Origin of the sequence: Actimicrobium antarcticum, assembly GCF_039536745.1 — a bacterium.
Classification (GTDB): Bacteria; Pseudomonadota; Gammaproteobacteria; order Burkholderiales; family Burkholderiaceae_D; genus Actimicrobium; species Actimicrobium antarcticum.
Genome location: NZ_BAAAZE010000013.1, coordinates 44,487 through 63,542, shown reverse-complemented (window position 1 = coordinate 63,542; position 19,056 = coordinate 44,487). Strand labels below are relative to the sequence as shown.

General features: G+C 57.0%; 18 protein-coding genes. 8 read left to right on the top strand and 10 right to left on the bottom strand.

Annotated features, from left to right (window positions below; translation table 11 throughout):
- Positions 1-180 precede the first annotated feature (180 nt).
- Positions 181-453: a hypothetical protein gene (locus ABD720_RS15695; protein WP_344764632.1), complete on the top strand. Its 273-nt coding sequence runs from the start codon at positions 181-183 to the stop codon at positions 451-453.
- 562 nt (positions 454-1,015) lie between these two features.
- Here the strand turns inward: ABD720_RS15695 and rpoD are convergent.
- A complete protein-coding gene (rpoD, locus tag ABD720_RS15690) occupies positions 1,016-3,937 on the bottom strand; it encodes an RNA polymerase sigma factor RpoD (RefSeq protein WP_344764630.1) in 2,922 nt (973 codons plus the stop codon).
- Positions 3,938-4,213: 276 nt separating this feature from the next.
- Here rpoD and ABD720_RS15685 point away from each other — a divergent pair, with 276 nt between their 5' ends.
- Together ABD720_RS15685 and ABD720_RS15680 are read left to right on the top strand one after the other, a co-directional pair.
- Positions 4,214-5,686, top strand: coding sequence for an NAD-dependent succinate-semialdehyde dehydrogenase (locus ABD720_RS15685; protein WP_344764629.1), 1,473 nt, complete (start codon positions 4,214-4,216; stop codon positions 5,684-5,686).
- A 210-nt stretch (positions 5,687-5,896) separates the two neighbouring features.
- Complete coding sequence (locus ABD720_RS15680; protein WP_344764627.1) at positions 5,897-6,361, top strand: PhnD/SsuA/transferrin family substrate-binding protein; 465 nt, start codon at positions 5,897-5,899, stop codon at positions 6,359-6,361.
- A 96-nt stretch (positions 6,362-6,457) separates the two neighbouring features.
- Here ABD720_RS15680 and mdoH read toward each other — a convergent pair whose 3' ends face one another.
- Positions 6,458-9,076: a glucans biosynthesis glucosyltransferase MdoH gene (gene mdoH / locus ABD720_RS15675; protein WP_344764969.1), complete on the bottom strand. Its 2,619-nt coding sequence runs from the start codon at positions 9,074-9,076 to the stop codon at positions 6,458-6,460.
- A complete protein-coding gene (locus ABD720_RS15670) occupies positions 9,049-10,566 on the bottom strand; it encodes a glucan biosynthesis protein G (protein WP_344764967.1) in 1,518 nt (505 codons plus the stop codon). Before ABD720_RS15670 ends, mdoH begins: the two co-directional genes overlap by 28 nt.
- A gap of 450 nt (positions 10,567-11,016) precedes the next feature.
- Here ABD720_RS15670 and ABD720_RS15665 point away from each other — a divergent pair, with 450 nt between their 5' ends.
- Positions 11,017-11,304: a hypothetical protein gene (locus ABD720_RS15665; RefSeq protein WP_344764625.1), complete on the top strand. Its 288-nt coding sequence runs from the start codon at positions 11,017-11,019 to the stop codon at positions 11,302-11,304.
- A 521-nt stretch (positions 11,305-11,825) separates the two neighbouring features.
- Here the strand turns inward: ABD720_RS15665 and ABD720_RS15660 are convergent.
- Together ABD720_RS15660 and ABD720_RS15655 are read right to left on the bottom strand one after the other, a co-directional pair.
- On the bottom strand, positions 11,826-12,467 hold the full coding sequence (locus ABD720_RS15660) for an NrsF family protein (protein ID WP_344764624.1): 642 nt from the start codon (positions 12,465-12,467) through the stop codon (positions 11,826-11,828).
- The gene (locus tag ABD720_RS15655; protein ID WP_344764622.1) at positions 12,464-13,156 is read right to left on the bottom strand and encodes a sigma-70 family RNA polymerase sigma factor; all 693 of its coding nucleotides are present in this window, start codon (positions 13,154-13,156) and stop codon (positions 12,464-12,466) included. Before ABD720_RS15655 ends, ABD720_RS15660 begins: the two co-directional genes overlap by 4 nt.
- A gap of 1 nt (position 13,157) precedes the next feature.
- Between ABD720_RS15655 and ABD720_RS15650 the strand changes: the two genes are divergently transcribed.
- The 4 genes from ABD720_RS15650 to ABD720_RS15635 all read left to right on the top strand — a co-directional run bounded on the left by ABD720_RS15650 (position 13,158) and on the right by ABD720_RS15635 (position 15,692).
- Positions 13,158-13,937: a DUF1223 domain-containing protein gene (locus tag ABD720_RS15650; RefSeq protein WP_344764620.1), complete on the top strand. Its 780-nt coding sequence runs from the start codon at positions 13,158-13,160 to the stop codon at positions 13,935-13,937.
- On the top strand, positions 13,937-14,530 hold the full coding sequence (locus ABD720_RS15645) for a cytochrome b/b6 domain-containing protein (RefSeq protein ID WP_344764618.1): 594 nt from the start codon (positions 13,937-13,939) through the stop codon (positions 14,528-14,530). The genes ABD720_RS15650 and ABD720_RS15645 overlap by 1 nt, the downstream gene beginning before the upstream one ends.
- Before the next feature lie 61 nt (positions 14,531-14,591).
- Positions 14,592-15,323 (top strand): molybdopterin-dependent oxidoreductase, encoded by a 732-nt coding sequence (locus tag ABD720_RS15640; RefSeq protein WP_344764965.1) that lies wholly within the window; start codon positions 14,592-14,594, stop codon positions 15,321-15,323.
- Positions 15,324-15,395: 72 nt separating this feature from the next.
- Entirely contained in the window at positions 15,396-15,692 is a 297-nt protein-coding gene (locus ABD720_RS15635) for a pentapeptide MXKDX repeat protein (RefSeq protein ID WP_344764616.1), read from the top strand.
- 199 nt (positions 15,693-15,891) lie between these two features.
- Here ABD720_RS15635 and ABD720_RS15630 read toward each other — a convergent pair whose 3' ends face one another.
- The 5 genes from ABD720_RS15630 to ABD720_RS15610 all read right to left on the bottom strand — a co-directional run bounded on the left by ABD720_RS15630 (position 15,892) and on the right by ABD720_RS15610 (position 18,721).
- Positions 15,892-16,167, bottom strand: a complete 276-nt coding sequence (locus tag ABD720_RS15630) for a hypothetical protein (RefSeq protein WP_344764615.1) — start codon at positions 16,165-16,167, stop codon at positions 15,892-15,894.
- Positions 16,168-16,486: 319 nt separating this feature from the next.
- Entirely contained in the window at positions 16,487-17,035 is a 549-nt protein-coding gene (locus ABD720_RS15625) for a peroxiredoxin-like family protein (RefSeq protein ID WP_344764614.1), read from the bottom strand.
- A 108-nt stretch (positions 17,036-17,143) separates the two neighbouring features.
- The gene (locus tag ABD720_RS15620; RefSeq protein WP_344764612.1) at positions 17,144-17,527 is read right to left on the bottom strand and encodes a sigma-70 RNA polymerase sigma factor region 4 domain-containing protein; all 384 of its coding nucleotides are present in this window, start codon (positions 17,525-17,527) and stop codon (positions 17,144-17,146) included.
- A gap of 79 nt (positions 17,528-17,606) precedes the next feature.
- Positions 17,607-18,335, bottom strand: coding sequence for a cytochrome c biogenesis CcdA family protein (locus ABD720_RS15615; protein ID WP_344764610.1), 729 nt, complete (start codon positions 18,333-18,335; stop codon positions 17,607-17,609).
- On the bottom strand, positions 18,335-18,721 hold the full coding sequence (locus ABD720_RS15610; protein ID WP_344764609.1) for a thioredoxin family protein: 387 nt from the start codon (positions 18,719-18,721) through the stop codon (positions 18,335-18,337). Before ABD720_RS15610 ends, ABD720_RS15615 begins: the two co-directional genes overlap by 1 nt.
- Positions 18,722-19,056 lie beyond the last annotated feature (335 nt).

Below are 19,056 nucleotides of genomic sequence, written 5' to 3'. Positions count from 1 at the left end.
TGGCAGGCAGCGCGATGGGTTGCGGCGGTGGTTGTGGTTGCGGGTCGCTACGATACGGACGTCGGCAATGGAACTCGACGGGTACATCGGGTCACATCACAAAGTGCTTCACCGCACGGCCAACTGATGCTGATGCCTGCGTGGCAAGCTCACTCCAACCGTGACCCTTGCGCGAATTCCATGGCGGCTCTGTACGCAGTCGAACCCGCCTTTCAGGCGCGGCTGTTGCCCGCCACAACAGTGCTGCAAGACGGTGGTGTGACGCCCGACCAGATGACGCTGCTAGCAGCAGGTCTCTCCGTAGGAGAGGGCGCCGCATTGTGCTTTTTCCCTGAACACAATGCGCTGTGGCACGGTCTACTCTTTTTCCTGTTTTTCATAATGGCACTCAACGCCATCGATGGCCTGCTGCCAAGACTTACAGTCTGCAGTCAAAGCACGGTGCGTTTCTGAATGACTTGGTGGTTCGTCACAGCGGAATTTGCATACACAGTCATGTTCGGCACCAGCGTCCCGGACGTCGTCCTGGGTGTGGTCAGCTTCATTGCATTCAAGGAGTTTCTTTCGTGACTACCAACACGACGCGCAGATTATGGCGTTCTGGTGTTGACCCACTAGACCATTCTGTTCCAGTTCTACTGGGCCTGCATCGGGTGGTACGGCACGTTCATCATCTTCATCCCTGTCTATGCCTTTCTGTTGCTGACCATGCGTACTGCCCTGGCCGTTGACACCCGGGGCTTTCCGAACTTGGTAGGCACATCGGTGCGTTTTATGGGGAGGCCAAGACAGTTGGGCAGCGCAACGGGTGCAAGCGTTTTATGTGCTCTGATCCCGGTTGCGTTGCTCGGGTGCTAGCAATGTCAGCCCGGCGCTCTGACAAAGGCTGGGCCACCTTCGTGCCGTTTCAATGGCCAGAAGTGACGTGCTGCGGCGACTGCATCTGACTGCCATGATGCCTCCAAGTGTCCAGCACTGGTGAAGTGCTTGCAGCGCCGTCAGACCCGGCAACGCGTTAATTCCCCTCGACAAAAATCTTCAGCTTGTCGGAGCGGGACGGGTGGCGCAGTTTAACTAGTGCCTTGCTTTCGATCTGGCGTATCCGCTCGCGCGTGACTTCGAATTGCTTGCCAACTTCTTCCAGCGTGTGATCGGATTGCGTATCGAGGCCATAGCGCATGCGCAGGATTTTTGCTTCGCGTGGCGGCAGCGCATCCAGCACTTCCTTGATGGCAGTACGCATCGAGGCATCGACCGCCGCGTCGAGCGGCGCGGCCGTGGTGCTGTCCTGAATGAAGTCGCCGAGTTGCGAATCACCGTCGTCACCCACCGGCGACTCCATGGAAATTGGCTCGCGCGCGATCTTCATGATCTCGCGCACTTTTTGTTCGGTCAGTTCCATGTGCAGCGCCAGCGTTGCGAGGTCGGCTTCGACGCCAGTTTCCTGCAGGATGCGGCGGGCGATGCGGTTGAGCTTGTTGACCGTTTCGAGCATGTGCACCGGCACGCGGATGGTGCGGGCCTGGTCGGCAATCGCGCGCGACACGGCCTGGCGTATCCACCAGGTGGCGTAGGTCGAGAATTTGTAGCCGCGCCGGTATTCGAATTTATCGACCGCTTTGAGCAGGCCGATATTGCCTTCCTGGATCAGGTCGAGAAACTGCATGCCGCGGTTGATGTATTTCTTGGCGATCGACACCACCAGCCGCAAATTGGCCTCGGTCATGTCACGCTTGGCTTGCCGTGCGCGCAGCTCGCCGGTCGACATCTGCTTGGCGACGCGACGCAGTTCCGGCAGCGGCAAACCGACCCGTGCCTGCAGTGCGATCAGGCGCACCTGCAATTCCTTGATGGCCGGAATCTGCCGTGCCAGCGTGACGCAATAGGCTTGCGTGCCGGAGACCGCCTGGTCGATCCAGTCGAGATTGATTTCATTGCCCGGAAATACCGAGATGAACAGACTGCGCGGCATGCCGCCTCGATTGACCACCAGATCCAGCACCTGTTTTTCGATCGCGCGCATGTCACCCATCTGGGCGCGCAGCGATTCGCTCAGCTTCTGGACCATCTTGGCGGTAAATCGCATGCGCAGCAATTCGCGTGACACGGTCGCTTGCGCTTCGGCATACGCCGCGCAATGAAAACCGTCGCTGGCGGCCGCCGCCAGCATCAGTTCGCGATGCTGCGCGATGGTGGCGAAACGGGCCAGGCTAGTGCGCTTCAAGGTCGCCAATTGCGCGGCAGACAGGCTGTCGCTGTCGGCGACGCTAACCACATCGGCGGCGGTATCAGCTTCTTCGGTGTCGTCGGCTTCGCTGACTTCCTCGACTGCTTCGGGCTCGACCTCGGCCTGTTTTGCGGAGGCAGTGGGCACATCGGCTTCGCCATCGACGACATCGTCGATCGCCATTTCATCATTGGCTATTTTTTGCGCCACCGCGAGCAGTTCGGCCACCACCATCGGGCAAGCGGAGATCGCCTGCATCATGTCGGCCAGACCGGCTTCGATACGCTTGGCAATCGCCACTTCTTCGGCGCGGCTGAGTAGCGGAGTCGAGCCCATTTCACGCAGATACATCCGGGTCGGATCGGTGGTGCGGCCAAAGTCGGCGTCGATCGATGACAGGGCCGTCGCCACAGCAGCTTCGGCGCCATCATGGCTGGAAGCGACTTTGTCGGATAACAGCAAGGTGTCGGCATCCGGTGCTTTTTCGTAGACGGCAATACCCATGTCATTGAAGGTCGCAACAATGCGATCCATCGATTCGCCTTCGGCGACTTCGTCGGGCAAGTGATCGTTGATTTCGGCATGCGTCAGATAACCACGATCACTGCCGATGGCGATCAGTGTCTTGATCTTCAGCAGACGCAATTCCTGTTCCGCCACGCTGAGCGCCGGTGTCGGAATCGTCGAACGGGATGCGGCGTCCTTGCTGCGGGTCGCTCGCGGTGCCGCGAACGCGGCCATGACGCCAGGTGTCAGAACAACCGGTGGCTTGGCCAACGATGTCGCAGTCGGGGCAGTCGAGACAGTTGAGACAGTCGACGACGCTACGCGGGAAACCGGTGCGCGCGCAGCAGTCAGCGACGGTGCCGACACAGCGCGCGGCGATACAGCACTCTTTTTGGTTGTGGTGACTGGCGATGCCAGCTTGACGGTTTTTTTGGCGCGGGCCAGCGAATGGGCTGGTTCGGCAGGCATCGCCACCGGCGCTGCGACCAGGCTCGATGGCAAGACCACGGCGCGCCGGACAACTTTCTGCACGACCACCGGAGCGACGACTACCGGCTCGCCGACCACTGCGGCCTCCTGCGTTGTCGGCCGGAGCACGGCACGACGGGCGACCTTCTGGATCACCACCGGCGGCGCAGCAACTGGCTGCGATGCCACGGTGTCACTATCGGTGTCCACATAGAACAGTGCCTGCGCGACTGGCTGTGCGTTCTCACTGGTATCGGTATCGGCTTCGGTATTAACTTCAACTGCGACATCCGCGTCGGGCGGCGCAACGAATTCGGCAACCGGAACGTCGACACTGGCGGCCGCGACTTCCGGCTGCACTTCCGCGACGACCGGCATGACTGGCGCTGGCGCTGGCGCTGGCGCTGGCGCTGGCGCTGGCGCTGGCGCTGGCGCTAGCGCATGATCAGCACCGGCATCCGCGTCCGCAACGGCACTCACCTCGACAGCCACAACACGATCATCGACCACGTTGTCAGCGGCGGCGACGACCTCCGCTGGCGCACCGACATCGTTCGACGCACAGCTTGCCGGCACATCCACGCGAATCGCCCGCGTCTTTCGCACCACGATCAGCGGACCAACAGACGGTTCGGTCGACAGTGCTGCCACCGGCTCGGCGGATGCAGGAGTTTCTGCGTGGGCAGGCGAGGCAATGCGCGGCTTCAACGACAACGTTTTAATGCGGAGAGTCATGTTCTGAATTCGGGGTTGATTCGGTAGCGACGTGGGCGGATGCGTCGATCAAAACAACTTCCGGTTACGAACGGTCGGGTGCGTAGCGGGAAAAGTGATGGCGAAGCAGGAGGGGCCGGATTATAGCAAAGAAGCGACCACGCAAGCCGATCGTCTGGAGATGCTCGAACTGCATCGCCATGACTGCTCGGGATTGTGGCGTCGTCAGTTGCCGTCAAAACAGCCTGTCCCATTCAAGGTATGCTCTGCCCACAAAAATCATTCGTGGAGAGACCCATGTCACAGACCCCAGCGCTCAAACTCAACGACCCCACCCTGCTGCGCAGCCACGCCTATCTGAACGGCGCATGGATCAGCGGCACCAACAATTTTGAGGTCACCAATCCGGTCGATAACAGCGTCATCGGCACCGTCCCCAACCTCGGCGCGGATGCAACCCGCCAGGCCATCGCCGCCGCCGCTGCTGCCTTCCCGGCCTGGTCGGCGCGTACCGGCAAGGACCGTGCCGCGATCCTGCGCAAGTGGTTCGACCTGATGATGGAGCATGCCGACGATCTGGCCGCACTGATGACAGCCGAGCAAGGCAAACCGCTGGCCGAAGCCAAAGGCGAAGTCATGTACGGCGCCAGTTTCATTGAATGGTTTGCGGAAGAAGCCAAGCGTGTCAGTGGTGACGTGATGGCGTCGACCTGGAGCGACAAGCGCATGGTCGTCCTGAAGCAGCCGATCGGTGTCTGTGCCTCGATCACGCCGTGGAATTTTCCGATTGCGATGATTACCCGCAAGGTCGCGCCGGCAGTGGCCGCCGGCTGCACCATCGTCATCAAGCCTGCCGAACAAACGCCGCTGTCGGCGCTGGCGATGGCCGAACTGGCGCACCGCGCCGGGCTGCCAGCCGGTGTCATCAACATCATTACCGCCGATGCCGACAAGTCGATCGAGGTCGGCCAGGTCCTGTGCGCCAGCCCGATCGTGCGCCATCTGTCGTTCACCGGATCGACCCCGGTCGGCCGCATCCTGATGCAGCAATCGGCACCCACGATCAAGAAGCTGGCGCTCGAACTCGGTGGCCACGCGCCGTTCATCGTGTTCGATGATGCCGACCTGGATGCCGCTGTCGAGGGTGCATTGCAATCGAAGTATCGCAACGCCGGTCAGACCTGTGTCTGCACCAACCGCTTTTATGCCCACACCTCGATCTATGACCGGTTCGTCGAAAAGCTGGCCGCCGGAGCAGCCAACATCAAGGTTGGCAACGGTGCCGAAGCCGGTGTCGCGCAAGGTCCGCTGATCGACGACCAGGCCATCGCGAAGGTCGAAGACCATGTGCGCGATGCGATCGCAAAAGGCGCGACTGTCGTCACGGGTGGCAAACCCCACGCACTGGGCGGCCACTTTTATGAGCCCACCGTGCTGTCGAACATCACCGCCGACATGAAAATCATGCACGAGGAAACCTTTGGTCCGGTCGCTGCCGTGATCCGGTTTTCTACCGAAGACGAGGTCATTGCCGCCGCCAACGATACGGATTTCGGGCTGGCCAGTTATTTCTATTCACGCGATATCGGCAGAGTCTGGCGCGTGGCCGAGAAGCTGGAATACGGCATGGTTGGCATCAACACCGGCCTGATTTCAAATGAAGTCGCGCCATTCGGTGGCGTCAAGCAGTCCGGATTGGGGCGCGAAGGTTCGCGCTACGGGATGGATGAATATCTGGAAATCAAATATCTATGCATGGGCGGGATATAAAACGCGAAACTGCTGACAGTCCCCGCGCGCTGTATTGCGCCCTGAATCGGCAGAGATGCCATGCATGTCTGCCGAAAAACGATGCATCTCGTCACACGCACAGGACAATTACCACACGGAAATTAACCAGCGTTAGCCTATAATCGGTGGCGCTGGTTTCGATTGCGAAGCCTATTTTCAGATGGCGTCTCCACGGCTACATTTTTCCTCTTGCGACGCCTTGTAGTGACCGTCGTGGTCGCTCTGTGCAGCACCGTCCAGGCACAAACGCCATCAACACTGGTCATCGGAGTAGCCCCGCACAGCAGTGCACGTGCCATTCTCGACATGTACCAACCGCTGCGCAAACACCTGCAAAAATCACTCGCCGTCACTGTCGACATCGTCACCGCGCCCGACTTCACCGAGTTTGCCCGCCGCATGCTGCACCAGGATTACGACCTGGCCATCACGACTGGCCACCAGGCACGCCTGAGCCAGACCGATGCCGGTTACCTTACCTTACTGACCTATCGTGCCGAATTCCGCACGATTGCATCTGCCTTGACGCGGGGATGGATGACTACATTTCCAAGCCACTGGATATTGATCGCCTGTATGCGGTGTTGGCGGCAATATTGCGTGCGATGGCTTGAGTCACCGGGGCTCAAATCGGCACCCAAAATCGGCGCTTAAAACCGGCACGCCACATTCGCTGAACTGACGCTGCGTCAACTTGGTTGACCGCCACTCGATCTGCGCTGATCGTCCAATTGTCTGATCCGCTGACCTTCAGACCATCAACTGCCCTCGCCCTTTTCCCGTCAATACCCGCCACTGCGCATGCACAAGCGGTGCACTCCACACCGCCAAATGCAACCGTGACAGCGCCAGCGGGTTCTGCAACAACAGGCCGGCCTGCGCTGGCGTCAACGCATCCGGTCCTTCCAGCAGCGCCCTGTCCACGAGCGCCGCATGCTGCGCCCGGGTCGTCAGCGGCAAACCCGGCCGCGCCGTAGCGCAGGCGCAAACCAGCGCATTCAGACGCGGATCAACGACTGCGTCGGCAAAGGTGGGCGGCGCAAGCGACGCAGCGAGATGGGCGGTGGTGGCGCGCAATGCCGGCGGCGGTTGCACTTCTTCCGGGATCAGGAACAGGCGCAAGCGCCGCAAGGTGCGTCCCGGCGCAACGCGGCTCGACAGGACCGAGAGCGGCACCGAGATCACCAGCGCACCGACAATCGGCAGCAACCACAGCAGATACGAGGGGTTGAGCCAGTACACACCGCCACCCCATACCAGCCCGAGCAGCGTCTGGCTGCCATGCTTGCGCAGAGCTTCCGACCAGCCGGTTTCGGCGTTGTCACGCGGTGGCGACTTCCAGCGCATTTCCCAACCGAGAAACGCGGCCGCCACAAAGCGCGAATGAAACAGCATCCGCACCGGCGCCAGCAACGCCGAAAATACCATCTCTATGAACATCCCGAGGGTTAGCCGGAGCACGCCGCCGTACCCTTTTGCGCCCTGCACACAGACCAGCAGCACGCTCAGGATTTTTGGCAGGAACAACAGCGTGGCCGTGGCGGAAAACAGCGCGACGGCTTTTTCGGGATGCCATTCCGGCCAGGTCGGAAAGAGCTGGCGCGGCATCGTGAAATACTCCGGTACCGTCAACGTATGCGTCGCCAGCATCGAGGTCGACAGCCCCAGAAACAAAAACCACAGCGGCGCCGAGAGATACGCCATGACGCCGGTGGCGAACACCGTACGGTGTACCGGATGCATGCCCTGCGCCATGAACAACCTGAAATTCATCAGATTGCCATGACACCAGCGGCGGTCGCGCTTGAGTTCGTCGAGCAGGTTCGGCGGCATTTCTTCGTAACTGCCCGGCAGGTCATAGGCAATCCAGACCGCCCAGCCGGCACGGCGCATCAGCGCGGCTTCCACAAAGTCATGCGACAGGATATCGCCGGCGAAAACGCCACGCCCCGGTAGCGGCGCCAGCGCGCAATGGCGCATGAACGGCGCCATCCGGATGATGGCGTTATGCCCCCAGTAATGCGACTCGCCCAATTGCCAGTAATGCATCCCCGCGGTGAACAATGGCCCGTACACGCGCGAAGAAAACTGCTGAATGCGCGCATACAGGGTGTCGCGCCCGGATGCGCGCGGCGCTGTCTGGATGATGCCGCTGCCGGGATTGGCTTCCATCAGGCGTACCAGCCGTGTCAGGCAGTGACCGCTCATCACGCTGTCGGCATCGAGCACAATCATGTAGCGATAATTGCTGCCCCAGCGCCGACAAAAATTATCGATATTGCCGCTCTTGCGCTTGACCCGCAGCTGCCGGTGTCGATAAAAAATATGGCCGAAACCATCGAGCTCCTGGCACAACTGGTTCCATGCCGCCAGTTCGGCCACCAGCAGGTCGGGCTCGTTGCTGTCGCTCAGGACAAAGAAGTCGAACTGCGGCAATTCACCGCTGCGCTGCACCGACTCGATCGTTGCGCGCAGACCGGCAAATACACGGCAGACATCTTCATTGCAGATCGGCATCACGATCGCCGTGCGTGCCGCAGGATCGATGGCTGGCTCGACACCGCCATCCGGCACATGGGTCGAAATCAGATAGCGGTCACCTCCCCGCAACAGCACCAGAAATCCCGCCATCGCAGTCCAGAACCCGACCGACACCCAGCAAAAAAGGATCGCGAACAACGCCAGCATGCCCATTTCCAGCGGCTTTGCGCCGTGGTAAGGCAATACCGCGCTCATGAAATACGTGCCCAGCGCGCTCTGGCCAACCATCAGCACCAGCAGGGTCAGCCGGCGCCACAGTCCGCCACGCTGCCAGTTACCGCGCGGGTCCGGTGCGTCGATCGGCGCGGCACGCTTGCGCGCATCCTGGCCGGTGCGCTCAGGCAGGCCGGTCAGTGTGCGGAACCAGCGTATCAACGGGTTCAGTTCGCCCCACGGTTGCGGCACCATCGACGTACGGTTCAGCGGCGGCGTGGTCGTGGCAAGCCGACGTTGATTCTCGCGGGGTTGATGGCTGTGGCGACCGGCCCGGTCAATGTCAATGGCCGGCAGGGTTGGCGGCGGCGGCGGCGGCGGTGCCGCCGCGAACAAGGCCAGTCGCGACGCAATCGATGCGTAGGCGGAATCGTCCGGATGATCGGCACTGCTGGCACCGCTGGTACCGCTGGTACCGGCCAGCGCAGCATGCAACGCTTGCATTGCCTGCCGGGGTTGCTGGTCACATTGCGCGGTGACAGCCTCCAGGCGTTGCCGTTGCTCCGGTGTGAGGAGAAGCTGATCCAGGTAACCGGCGCAGGCCAGCGCCCCCGGTGACTCATGCCCGGTCCTGGCCGGGACGATGCTTAGTTGGGCGGTAATATGTAGCTCCAGGTTTCGGACACAGTGTCGGTGCCATTACGCAAACGGCCGCTCAGTTCCACGGGCTTGGTGTCATCGGTGCGGTTCAGCCGCACTGCCATGCGCCAGCCACCCGTAACGTCATTGCGGTAGGTATTGGCTTCCAGCAGTTTGCCATTGGCGTCAAGTGTCAGGACACCTGCAACCTTCGCATCGGCCGGTAATTTCTTCAACGCCGGGCCTTCAAAATCGACAATTAGCGCGATACTTTCATCCACTTTTTTGGTGTAGCCATGGCCACGCCGGGTCTGACTGACCCACGATAGCGGCGGCTGGGTATCGGCCTCTTTTTGCCAGGCCATACGGTATTCGATATCGAACGGCTGACCCGGTTTAGGCGTAGCCTCCGGGACCCAGAATGCCACCGCGTTGTCGTTGGTTTCGTCGGCAGTTGGAATCTGAATCAGCTCGATGCGGCCCTTGCCCCACTTGCCCTTGGGTTCGATCCAGACACTAGGCCGCTTTTCGTAGCGCGCCTCAAGATCCTGGTACGAAGAAAATTCCCGGTCGCGCTGCATCAGGCCGAAGCCCTTCGGGTTTTCCAGCGCGTATGACGTCACCAGCAACCGCTTCGGATTGACCAGTGGCCGCCAGATCCATTCGTCGGTACCGGTATGTACCGACAGGCCGTCCGAATCATGCACTTCAGGCCGATGGTCTTCGACCGCGGAACGCTGGTTCTCGCCAAAAAAGTACATGCTGGTCAGCGGCGCGATACCCAGCGTGGTGACGTTCTCGCGCAAGTACAGCTGCGACTTCACATCCACGGTGGTCTCGGCGCCCGGCTTGATCGTGAAGCGATAAGCGCCCGTCGCCCGAGGCGAATCCAGCAACGCATAGATGGTCATGTCCTTGTCATTGGCCTGCGGTCGCTCCAGCCAGAACTCGGTGAACTGCGGAAATTCTTCACCGGAGTTTTGTGCGGTATCCAGCGCCAGCCCGCGCGCCGACATGCCATACGCCTGCCCTTTGCCGAGTGCGCGGAAATAGCTCGCACCGAGAAACACCATCACCTCATCCTTGTAGTTTTTCGAATTCAATCCGGTATGGATGCGGAAACCAGCAAAACCGAGTTGCTGCAGCTGCTGCGGATCGATATTGTTCTTACCGTAATTGAAGCTGGCCGGATCGAACTTGATCTCCCGCACTTTTTTATCCACCAGTTCATTAATCTTGACCGGATGATCGTAAAACAAGCCCTGGTGAAAAAACGCCACCTCGAACGGCAGCCTGGCGCTGCGCCAGAGCGATTTGTCGGTGTTGAAGCGGATGTCGCGGTACTGGTCGTAAGTCAGGCTATCGATAGCCTTGGGTAAATTGTTAGCAGGCTTTTTATAGCTGCCTTGTGACAGTAACTTGGCGCGCTGGGTGATATCGTTGAAGCCGAAGGCGAATGCGCCGGTGCTGGTCAATGCGAGGCAGAAAGCGAGCAATGGTGTTATCAACGGTGTCAATAACGGCATCAACAGATGCCGCAACGAGCGCGACGACAGTGTCGCCAAGGTGTTTTTCAAATGCATTGGAATCCTGTTCTAATTGCCTGAGTAGTGATGACGCTTGATCGCTGATCGGTGTGGTGCTGGCTGGTTGCCTTGCGGATCAACGAGTTAGTTAGCGAAATGCGCTTTTTGTTCCGCACCGCAAGACCTTGGTGTATCGGGTATGCCATTCGACCAGATTGTTTTATACACAACTATGATGCAGATCGAATCTTCTGAACAAACTGTTACTTAATGCAACCGCATGGGCGATTACTGCCGCAACTGATTATCACCATCACACCAGATATCTTGATTGACTTTTAACAACTAGTTTTGGGTGTGGTGGTGATGGGACGTTGATCGTGTCCAGGCGATCTGTGGGGATGCCGCGGACGACGGACAGGCATCCCTGATTGCCAGTTAGCAATCACCTTGATTGAAGAAGTCGCCGCAAGCGGCTGTCGGCGAGCACTGGCATGCGCGGCCCTGATCATCAGCCTGCGCACCCACCAGAGCTGGACGCAGGAAGGTGGCATGAGCAGTGAGGATGGACGCAAGACAGCATCGCGCACCGCACCAGCCAACAAGCTCAGCGAAGATGAGCGTCAGGCAATTCTGGCCGTAATCAACAGTATGGAGTTTGGCAGTCTGCCACCGAGTCAGATTGTGCCGACGCTGGTGGACCGGGGCGGGGATCTGGCGGCCGAATCGACGGTGTAATGCGCAATGAAGGCGGACGGGCCAACACACCAACGCGCAGAGTCGTGCAGAGTCACTGTATGACCGAAGCCAATCTCATGTGGTCGTGCGACATTACCTGGCGGCCAACTGCCGTGAAGGTGCTGTATTTTTACTGGTAAACGGTGCTCGATGTAACTAGTCGCAAGATCGCGGCGCATGAAGTGCCGATCGCCGAACCGACCGATCGGCCGGCGCAGTTGATTTGCAAGGCAAGTCTGTCGGAAGGATCGGCAGTATCGCGTGTAGAACTCCATTCTGATCACGGGAGTGCGATGAAAGGAGTGACCGTGTTAGCGACCTTGGAAAAACTGGTCGTTGTTCCCTCGTTCAGTCGGGTGTCACCCGAAACGCTGGTCGGGTGACACGCGCAATTGGCAACTGAAGAACGAAGTGTGGATCAATCCGGAACGGGCTGAAACTCAAGCGCTAAAGATTGCGGCATGAATTGACGCGGCATTTTGATGGACAACTACCGCAACCACAAATCAACAGATATCGCATCACCACGCTAGTGCCCTGCGCCCAATAAGTGCACCGAATACAGTGGGCACCAAAATCCCCAGGACGTACCAGAAACCAATAAAACTAGATGCCGTTTCTGGGCAATGCAGCGTATATACAAGCGCCGCAGAAGAACCTGCCGCGAAGCCGGCGGCAGCGCCTGCCAACGTCAGCCGGGTCGGTGCCGTGCGCCGCAAGACCAACATTATTGCGCCGAAAATCGGTAGCGATAACATGGCGATCAAAGCTGGACAGTATTTCCAAGTCTGCCCCCAGAACAATTGGGCGCGTGCATCGGGTTCGGCGTTTATTATTGTGACGAGACCCAGCGTCCACATCATCACCAAAGGTGCCGCGATCAAAAATGGCAGGCTGCGGACTCGCACTCCCGGCAGCGAGAGTCGCTCGGTAGCTCGCCAACCAAAAAGCGCAAGCGCGAGCACGAAAGTAACTTTTATCCAAAACGCTGGCAACGCCACTGCTTGAATCAGGTCCGCTCGTACACCAAGTGTTGCGACCATCAGTACGGTACTAATCAGGATAGCGGCAACGACTAGCGCAACGCCTTCGATGTTGGGCCGTAACGGCAAATCCACATCTGGCCCAGTCGCCAGCATTGTAATCAGATCGTCTGTTTTCATATACCCGTCCGTAATTTGGTGGCCAGCGCTTTCAAGCCGCGATGGACTGCAACCTTGACGCTTGCTTCCGATATGTTCAGTGCGCTCGACGTCTCACGCACCGACCAACCATCGAGCTTTGTATGCGCGATCGCTGCTCTTTGTTTTTCTGGCAACAAGGCCAATAATTTTTGCAGATCACGAGTAGCTTCTGCGGCATCCGTATCCGCGCTTGAAAATAGTTCATGCGCGTCATCGAAAGGTTCATTTCGCATTTCGCGCCGTGCGTGACGCCTCATCCAATCAATCAACTTGTACTTTGCAATCGCATACATCCACGAGGTCAGAGGTACTTCCGAATCGTACGTCAGACGCTGATTGTGAATCGCTAACAGGCACTCCTGCACCAGATCCTCCACGTCATCAGGCCAACGGTGCATGCGGCGACGCAGGAAAGCACGCAAATGCGTCGCTGTCGCCTGCAAAAAATTGCGATATGCCTTCGAATCTCCTCCAAGACCCTCCTGTAACAATCCATACAGGCGAATCTCGACGGCGTGGAGACCATCACTTGTAGGTATTCGTTGCACACTCGCCTTTGGTAACTTGATTTGAAAAATAAATAGTAAATAAAAAAAGATTTTAATTCTGTAACCAAACCCGCGATGCGCTCGAACTATCAGGTACATCAACGCAAAACGGCAGCGCATCATGCACCAAAATAAATTACTCGTCCTCGGTATTAGCCTTGTGATAGCCGCGCCATCCTATGCCAACAAGGTATGTGAGGTAAAAAGCGGTACGGCGACAGCCGCGCTGATTGAGCTTTATACGAGCGAGGGCTGTTCGAGCTGTCCGCCTGCTGATCGCACATTGAATGATCTGCGCCGGCAAGTTGGATCCGAGGCTGTGGTGGTTCCGCTCGCCTTGCACGTAAGCTATTGGGACAGCATTGGCTGGATTGACTCGTTCGCACAAAAGACATTTGATAGCCGACAGAGAAAATTGCTAGAAAACCAGCAGCACCGGGTCGTCTACACGCCGCAGTTTTTCGTTAATGGCAGCGAATTGCGCAGCTGGAGCGCAGATTTACCCGCTGCGATACGCCGCATTAATGCAAAAACAGCACCCGTGGAGATCGGTCTCAAGTCGACTCCGTCAGCGAATGGCACTGTACTCCTGGACGCGAATGTCACGGCCAGAGACGCCCACATTTCTGGGATGTTATATGTGGCCGTCAGCGAAAGCGGACTTGTCCGACGTGTACTGCGCGGTGAAAACAGTGGTGCGACTTTGCAACACGACAACGCGGTACGTTTATTGTTTGGTCCAATTCCTCTCGAGCACGGTTCAGCAAACTTGAGCAAAGAAATCTCGCTGCCAGCATCCTGGAATCGGGAGCATTTAAAGGCATCTGCTTTCGTACAGGATGGAAGCCGTATCCTTCAGGCGGTCAGCACGGCGCAGTGTGACGCGCCACGGGGCCTGTGATGAAAAAATCTCAGACCATCCATCCTGCATGGCTACGGGCTACCCATTGGCTGAATGCACTGGCCGTAATTTTGTTAGCCAGCAGCGGCTGGCGCATTTATAACGCCGCGCCGTTCTACCCGTTCACACTCCCGTCATGGATCACTCTGGGCGGCTGGCTAGGCGGCGCATTGCAATGGCATTTTGCAGCGATGTGGCTTTTAGTCGGTAATGGCCTGCTCTACCTGCTTATCAATCTTTTCTCGGGACGCTTGAAACAACGATTTTTTCCTCTCGCGCCAACCCAATTTTTTCGTGATTTGGCTGAAGCGCTTAAGGGAAAACTGACGCACGCCGACCCGCAGCAGTACAACACCGTTCAACGGTCTGCCTACCTGTTCGTGATGATCGATTGCATTTTGCTCGTTCTGTCGGGGCTGGTGTTGTGGAAATCGGTACAGTTTCCGCTGCTACGTGAATTGTTAGGTGGTTATGAAAATACGCGTCGCGTGCACTTCATCGCCATGTCGGCGCTGGTTGGATTCGTGCTTGTGCATCTAGCGATGGTGGCATTGGTGCCGCGTACGTTTTTACCAATGATACGTGGTCGGTGAAAGTCAGGAAAACACTATGTTTAAGAAAAAAATAATTCCGATAAATACAATCGGCGCCGCCATGCTGGTGGATGCGATCCGCGACACCCCTGGTGCATCACGCCGCGCATTTTTGCAGCGCTCATTGACGCTGGGAGGCCTTACCCTTCTGACCGGCTGCTCACTTAATGATGCCGGCAGCATTGAAGCTGCGCTGGCCAGCGTATCGCGCTTTAACGACAAGGCTCAGGGCTTGCTGTTTGATCCGAGCCAACTGGCGCCTACGTATCCGGAATCCATGATCACACGGCCTTTTCCTTTCAATGCCTATTATGGTATCGACGAAGTCCGCGAAATTGACGGTGATACCTGGCGGCTCGAATTGAGCGGCTTGGTGGCAGATCGCAAACCATGGACGTTGGCGCGCTTACGTGCGATGCCCCAAACAGACCAAGTCACGCGGCATATCTGCGTCGAAGGTTGGAGCGCAATAGGCAAGTGGGGCGGTGTGCCATTTTCAACTTTTCTTCGACAGGTCGGCGCCGATCTCAGCGCTAAATATGTCGGCTTCAAATGTGCAGACGACTACTACACCAGCATCGACATGAGTACCGCACTGCATCCGCAGACCCTGATGGCCTTAACTTACGACGGTAAAGAACTGCCATCACGCTACGGTTACCCGATGAAGCTGCGAATGCCAACGAAACTTGGCTACAAAAATCCGAAGCACATACAGGCGATTTTCGTTACGAATACGTACCCCGGAGGCTACTGGGAAGATCAGGGGTACAACTGGTTCGGTGGCAGCTGAATAGCCAGCTGCTCTGAAGTTTCAGCACTTGTAATTTAACAGTACGACAAAACCCACTCAAAGGAAAATATTATGAAGATCACTACAGTTGTACTTTCTGCCTGCCTCTTAATGTCTGGCACTGCTTTTGCTCAAGACGCGATGAAAAAAGATGCCATGGCGCCGGATGCCATGAGTAAGAGTGAAATGAAAAAAGACGGAATGATGAAAAAAGACAATATGGCCAAAGATGGAATGATGAAAAAGGACCATATGGCCAAAGACGAAATGAAGAAAGATCACATGGCCAAAGACGACATGAAGAAGGATCCCATGGCCAAAGATGCAATGAAAAAAGATCACATGGCCAAGGATGAAATGGCAAAGTAAGTGCGTTAGTACACATTAAATTTGATCGGCATAGGGGGCGGTAGTTAGCCGCTCCCCTGCCACACCATCTGGCATGCAGATCCGCACCAGGTGGTCAGAGAAGTTGAGGCCATGTGAGTCAAGGTTTCGGACGCTGTCAACAAAGATGTCACGTCAAATTATGCAGCTTGCATGAGTAATTCCGTCAGCGCTTCATACACTACGGCCTGTTCGACATCTGCGTCAGCGGGTTAACTCCACCCCATGCAAATTCCACGTTAATAGTGCCTCGATCTCCTCCACCGTATAGACGCTGACAAATCACGCAGCACGCGTCGCAACCAGGGATACGGCGCAAGCCGTTGGCTTTGGCTTTGTCTTTGTCTTTGTCTTTGTCTTTGTCTTTGTCTTTGTCTTTGTCTTTGTCTTTGTCTTTGTCTTTGTCTTTGTCTTTGTCTTTGTCTTTGTCTTTGTCTTTGGCCTTTTGTACCAGCACATAAATCGGGCAAATTCAGCACTGTTGGCCACTGCCAGAATTTTCTGTCGCCCGGCGTGTCCGAAATTACTTGACCACGGCACTGCAGTCGGGAGCCATGCCGACCACCCCTTTCAGTGAGCGGGGATACAGCGACTGAGGTAGGCGCATACTGGACTACGTCTTGGCTCTGCAATGGATTTCGTGCCTGAGGAGAAGACGACGTCAAGCGTGGCAGTCAAGTGCCATTAAGCCTAATTCAACTTGTCGGGCGACTCGATGTTGTACACCTTCTCCCGATGCCCCCTGCTTTCCCCATAAATTTCTTGAATTTTAAATTTCAGACCTGTTCTGCGTATTCTCCGCGGGCGGGATAATCGTTTGCGATAGCGAAGTCGATAGCACCAAGGAGGTCCTGAAACTGTGGTCGAGCGAATGGCATGGTTTGCGTCGCGCCGTAATAGAGCGTTCCGTCCGGCTTTACCAGAAAAACACCCGGCTCGCTGAATAATGCGGGCTCCTCGATTCCGCTGGACGTAAGTCCGCGCCCGGAGCTGATATACAGACCCCATTGGCGCGCGACTGATAACTCAAGTCCGTAGCCAAATTTCACGACCTTGGCCGAGGCCTTGTCGGACATCTTTTGAGCACGATCTGCATCATCGCTGCTGATGGCTATCAAGTGAATGCCACGCTTTTCAAACTCGGGAGCAAGCCGCTCAAGCTCCAACAGGTATTTGGCACAAATAGGGCAATGCATACCGCGATAGAAGACCAGAAGGTCAAACTTTTCGGCGGGTGCGGAACCTAACTCGAATCGGTCGCCGACGGTCAATGCAACATTCAAAGCTGGAACTTTCTGGCGCGGCATCAAGGGTGTTGGTGTCATTTTTTTATCCTAGTAATAAAGTAATTCATGCGGAGTAGTTCTTGGGTTTCGCCTGTGGTCCGAGCATGTATTCGCACACGAGTTTGCGCGCCCGGTGTAACCGGCCTTTCACAGTACCGACTTGCTCGTCAAGTCGCTGTCCAATTTCTGAAATGGTGGCTTATCAAAGTCGCGCAATTGCACCAGATTCAGATAGCGGGCGGGAGCAGATTCAATAGCAGCGAAAAGGTCGATTCTCAACTCGTTATCGGTCTTGCTTGACATGTGGTGCTCGGCCAAATCTTCGTCGAGGGATTCCATCTTGAACATTTTGCGATCGAGCCTGCGGCAGTCACGCTTGGTGCGGGTGCTTAGCCAGCCAGAGCACGCGGCGACAATATCGAGACTCATCACTTTGCGAGAGATGACGAGCAACGATTCCTGGATTGCATCATCCGCGTGCCCGGCGTAGCAATGCTTGCGGGTGTGGCTGCGTGCATCCGCCTGGCACATGGCTAAAAAATAGCCGATCGCAGTCTGATCGCTCCTTTGCCGGTGTTACGCTCCGGTTCAATGCGCGGAGGCTCATAGATTAAAACCGGGTAGTCAGCTGCGTTAACCAGGCCGGTGATTGATCCACTAACCATGTTTCGATCGGCTTGTCGGCGCCAGTCAAGATCACCACCGACAGCGCGATCATGATGGCTCCAAGGATCATTTTGCCGGTCTTGCCCGCCACCATCAGTTTGCCGCGCATCTTGAGCATGGCTCCCCGCGAGACATAGGCTAGCGCCACCACAGGTAACGCCGCACCAAGGCCAAAAATCCCCATCAGCAAGGCGACTTGGGGAAGTTGCGAGCCCTGGCTGGCAAGCACCACGGCCGCGCCCAGTGTCGGCCCCACGCAAGGGCTCCAAACCACGCCAAGCACCAAGCCAATTGCAAATTGGCCCAACAAACCATCCAGTTGCATCCTTGAAATCAGGTTGTTGCCTGCGTCGCCAATACTGGAGGTTGCCGAGGCAAAGCGCTGCTGGAGGCTCCCCGAAATCAGCACGAGGCCCAGCAGTCCCAGGACGGCGGCTCCGATGCCACGAAATATCGAAGTATCCAAGCCGAGCGCGGAGCCTGCCCAAGCCAGCGTGGTTCCAATAATGGCGTAGGAGATAGCAAGGCCTCCCGCAAGCGCTAACGGCGCTTTCGGATGAGCGTTGGTGGCTGATCCCAGCAGAATGGGTATGATGGGCAAAACGCAAGGCGATAGCGTCGAGAGCAGCCCTGCCAGAAAACCAAATCCGTAAGAGCCGATCCCGAAATCCATCAATTCACCGTCTTTTTAACCAGTCCCTCGATGCCTGCGGGCGTTGTGTCACCAATCGTGCGGCCTACTTCCTTCTCTCCTTTGAAGGCGACCAGCGTGCTTTGCATGTTGACCTTGAAGGCCTTCAGTGTGGGTTTGGCACTGTCAAAGTCGATAGTCATCAGCGTCACATCTTTGTAGGCGGGCTGCTTCATCAAGCCGTCAATAATTGGCTTTTGCTGTTTGCAGGTGGGGCACCATGTGGCGCTGATATCCAGCACAACCGGTTTGCCCTCTTTGGTGAGCTGGTCGAACTCCTGTTGGCTGAAGGGTTTGATGTCGCCAGCCATGGCAATCGAGGCCAGGGATGTGAGGGCGATAGTGAAAACAGTTTTTGCGAGGTTCATGAGAAGTGTCTTGGTGATTAATTGGCGGGAAAGCTTAAAAGTCATTTACAAAAACTGCCGAATGAAAATTGCGGGTCTGGATCATGTCATCCAGATGGGTGGTCTTGCGGTCTAGCTGGTTCTTGGTTACCACCAAGAGGCGCGCCGGAACCAAGCGGGTTCGCGGTTTTGCAAACATATTTCTAATTGGTCGGTGTGATTGGCGTTTTCTTACAGTTATCGCTTTTTTCGATTTTTTCGATTTTTTTTGGTTCGGCGCGAACGCAGTCGGCTAGTCGAGGCCTATTTTAGGAAGACGCATCCAATCGTGCCCTCCATTTATCCCTCCACTACTG